The sequence below is a fragment of the Actinophytocola sp. genome, from assembly GCF_035712165.1.
Classification (GTDB): Bacteria; Actinomycetota; Actinomycetes; order Mycobacteriales; family Pseudonocardiaceae; genus DASYTH01.
The window spans coordinates 1-3,305 of sequence record NZ_DASTBH010000079.1 but is presented as its reverse complement, the minus strand read 5'-3'; the positions used below and the strand labels follow the sequence as shown (position 1 = coordinate 3,305).

5 protein-coding genes are annotated in these 3,305 nt (G+C 70.9%); 3 read left to right on the top strand and 2 right to left on the bottom strand.

The genetic code is table 11. From position 1 onward, the window contains the following. Positions 1–563, bottom strand: a 563-nt coding sequence (locus VFO68_RS04005; RefSeq protein WP_325156765.1) for a hypothetical protein, incomplete at its 3' end; no start/stop codon positions are given. Positions 564–720: 157 nt separating this feature from the next. Between VFO68_RS04005 and VFO68_RS04000 the strand changes: the two genes are divergently transcribed. The 3 genes from VFO68_RS04000 (at position 721) to VFO68_RS03990 (ending at position 2,688) form a co-directional block, all read left to right on the top strand. Then, entirely contained in the window at positions 721–1,599 is an 879-nt protein-coding gene (locus tag VFO68_RS04000) for a universal stress protein (protein ID WP_325156764.1), read from the top strand. Between the two features lie 218 nt (positions 1,600–1,817). Continuing rightward, positions 1,818–2,417, top strand: a complete 600-nt coding sequence (locus VFO68_RS03995) for a CBS domain-containing protein (protein WP_325156763.1) — start codon at positions 1,818–1,820, stop codon at positions 2,415–2,417. 16 nt (positions 2,418–2,433) lie between these two features. Then, a complete protein-coding gene (locus VFO68_RS03990; RefSeq protein ID WP_325156762.1) occupies positions 2,434–2,688 on the top strand; it encodes a hypothetical protein in 255 nt (84 codons plus the stop codon). Between the two features lie 57 nt (positions 2,689–2,745). Here the strand turns inward: VFO68_RS03990 and VFO68_RS03985 are convergent. Next, the coding region (locus VFO68_RS03985) for a hypothetical protein (protein WP_325156761.1) at positions 2,746–3,305 on the bottom strand (560 nt) is incomplete at its 5' end.

The following is a 3,305-nucleotide window of genomic DNA, read 5'->3' as shown; positions in this document are numbered from 1 at the left end:
TCCCAGCGGTTGCCCAGGCCCCAGTAGCGGCCGGCGTAGAGCGCGGCCAGGGTGAGCAGGACCAGGGCGTAGATGATGTGGTCGTCGAGCAGGGGGTTGGTGGAGCGGGTCAGCTCGCCGGTGGCGGTGTGCTGGGCCAGCGGCCATTCGGCGGCCCACATCAGCAGCAGCATCAGTGAGCCGCTGACCGCGGCGATGCGCAGTCCGACGCCGGTCAGCAGGGCGAGGCCGATGCCGGCCAGGCCGAGCATGAACAGCCAGTTGGCCCAGGTGTCACCGGCCCAGCTGTTGAACAGGGACTGGAACGGTCCGTGGTCGACCCCGCCGAGGAAGCCCTTGGTGGGGGACCCGCCGTTGATCCAGGCGCCCTTTTCCGGGGTGGCGTAGCCCAGTCCGAACAGCTTGTCGACGAATGCCCAGGCGAAGATGAAGCCGAGGGCGATCCGGGTGAGGGCGAGCAGCTTGCCCGCGGTCGGGCTGATCGTGGCCCGCGGGGTGACGGTGTCCGGGATGGTCTGCACCGGAACCCGCGTGGTCTTGGTGGGCCTTTCCTTGATGCTCATCGGTTTCTCCTTTCAACTGCCACAAGTCTGGGTTCACTCGAACGAGTTGATCTGGAGTCGAAAGTCCTCGGATCGGGGGGCCTTCGTCGCTGACTCGGCGCGGTGTTGACGGCAACGCTAGGGAGTGCAGACATGTCTGGTTGGAAAGGAGCACGCCATGACTACGGCATCACCGATCGTCGTCGGCGTGGACGGATCGGACTCCGCGCTGAACGCCGTGCGTTGGGCGGCAAGGGAAGCCGAGCTGCGCAACGCGCCGCTGCGGTTGGTGCACGTGTGCACCGTTGTGCCGCCGGGATATGTGGATCTGGCCGGGCACGGCGACGTCATCGTCGACCGGTGCCGGCAGTGGCTGTGCCAGGCGGCTGACGCCGCCCGCGCGGTCGCCGATCCGGTGGAGATCGTCACCGAGTTGCGAGCCGGTGTGATCGCCAAGGGTCTGATCGACGAGTCCGCCGGGGCGCGGATGGTGGTCCTGGGTTCCCGTGGGTTGGGTGGCTTCGCCGAGTTGCTGGTCGGTCCCATCGCGGTGACCGTGGCCGCCCACGCGCACAGCCCGGTCGCGGTCGTCCGCCCGCCGGGTGAGCAGGCGTCGCCCCGGACCGGTCCGGTCGTGGTCGGCGTGGACGGCTCACCGACCTCTGAGGCCGCCATGGCGTTCGCGTTCGAGGCCGCGGCGATCCGGGGCGTACCGCTGCTGGCCGTGCACACCTGGCTGGACGTCGACAGCGCTGAAACCTGGGTCGCCCTGCCGTCTCAGGTGGATTGGGCGGCGGTGCAAGCCGAGGCGGAGCGTCTGCTCGCTGACCGGCTGGCCGCCTGGCAGGAGAAGTACCCGACCGTCGAGGTGCGCCGGATCGTCGAGAAGGACCGGCCGGCCCGCGCCCTGCTCGCCCACGCCACCGACGCGCAACTGATCGTGGTCGGCTCCCGCGGCCGCGGGGCATGGACCGGCCTGAGTCTCGGCTCGGTCAGCCAGTCCTTGCTGCACCGCGCGCCCTGCCCGGTCGCGGTCATCCGGCCGGAGCGGAGCTGACCCTTGGCCGGGACGGAGGTCCCGGGGTGTGGGTTCGTCGGACTCTGCCGTCCTGGGCGGGGTGGGCGACACCGTTGAGCCGGCGACGACAACGGAGGTTGTCATGGGGTATGTGCCCGACGTGGTCGGCGTGGCCCGGGCCGCGGTCGCCGCTGCCGAACGGCGCCTGCTGCTCGACGGCGCCTTGCGCACCACCTGACGCGGAAAGGAGAACCGCCATGCGTGCCCGCGACATCATGACCACTCCGGTGGTGACGGTCCGGCCGGACACCACCGTCAAGGCGGCCGCCGCCCTGCTGGCCGAACGCGGCTTCACCGCACTGCCCGTGGTCGACGACGATGAGGCGCTGGTCGGGATCGTCACCGAAGCCGACCTGATCCACCAACGCATCCCGCCCGACCCCCGAGTCCGCGCGCGGCACACCACACCACGCGCCACCAGCAGCACCGTCGCGGAGGTGATGAGCTCGCCCGCGGTCGCCGCAGGCCCCGGCGCTGACCTCACCGAGCTGACCGCGGCCCTGCTCAAAGCCCGGCACCGCAGCGTGCCCATCGTCGACGGCTCCCGCCTGGTCGGCATCATCACCCGCCGCGACCTGCTGCGTGTCCTCGCCCGCTCGGACACCGACATCGCTCGGGACGTCCGGCACCGGCTGGAGATCTACGGTGGCCCCGGCCGCTGGGCCGTCCAGGTGCACGACGGTGTGGTCACCGTCGCCGACGAGTACCACGACGTCACCGATGACCACGTGGCCGTCGTGCTCGCCGAAGCCGTTCCCGGTGTCGTGCGGGCCGAGGTGTCCGGCCCCGCCGAGTGAAGGACGGGAGATCACGATGGCGACCGCTCCGAATCGCTCCGAATCGCCGCGCTGGCAACGGCATCACGCGGCCCGGGTGGTGGCCGGTGCGGTCCGCGACGCCGCCGAACTCACCGAACTACTCGCCATGCTGGGTCTCACCGCGGCGGAAGGAAGGCAACCACCCGTCACTGTCCATGGTGAACAGATGCCTGCCCCACGGCACGCGTCGCCGGCCGAACGGGATCTCGCCGCCACACTACTGGCCGACGTGACCGACGCCATCCGATAGCTGGGCAGGGACCTCGCGGTGCCGGGCCTTCGGGTCCGGCACCGCGGCACTTTGTCGTTAGTGGAACCGGCAGAGCGCGCCGATGTCCTCGGCAGGAGCGCCTGCCGTGTGCGGGTCGAGGACGTGCACGTGGGCGCCGGTGAGCAGGGTGGCGCGGATCGCGAGATCCGTTAGCGGTCCGCGGTGGTGCCGTTGCCATGATTCCGGTGGGTTCTGGGTGGCAGGAAGGATTTGCCGCGGGTTGGCGCCGAACCACGCGGTTCGGGTGTCGTTCGGGTCGGGGGCGGCGAGCAGGTCGCCGACCCGGCCTTCGGCAAGGGCTTCCAGCGTGGCCAGCTCGCCGTCCACGGCCAGTCCGCGCGGGGCGAGCTGCTCGGCGAACCGGGCCAGCAGCTCGGCTGTCCAGGCCCCGGCCACGGACCGGGCCACCTCGGCGACCACATCGGCTCGGTGTGGTTGGGAGCCGTCCGGGCTGCGGCCGCCGGTGATGTGCCGGATGGTGGTCTCCCCGTGGACCCAGGCGGGCAGCCGCTCTTCGAGTAGCTGCACGGCGCGGACATCACCGGAGATCACCAGCAACTTCGCACCAGTGGTGCGCAGCGCCTGTTCGCAGGCGT

What these genes read in the sequence shown, in the direction of transcription:
- VFO68_RS04000 (WP_325156764.1), top strand. Translation starts at nt 721, where the DNA reads ATGACTACGGCATCACCGATCGTCGTCGGCGTGGACGGATCGGACTCC.
- VFO68_RS03995 (WP_325156763.1), top strand. Translation starts at nt 1,818, where the DNA reads ATGCGTGCCCGCGACATCATGACCACTCCGGTGGTGACGGTCCGGCCG.
- VFO68_RS03990 (WP_325156762.1), top strand. Translation starts at nt 2,434, where the DNA reads ATGGCGACCGCTCCGAATCGCTCCGAATCGCCGCGCTGGCAACGGCAT.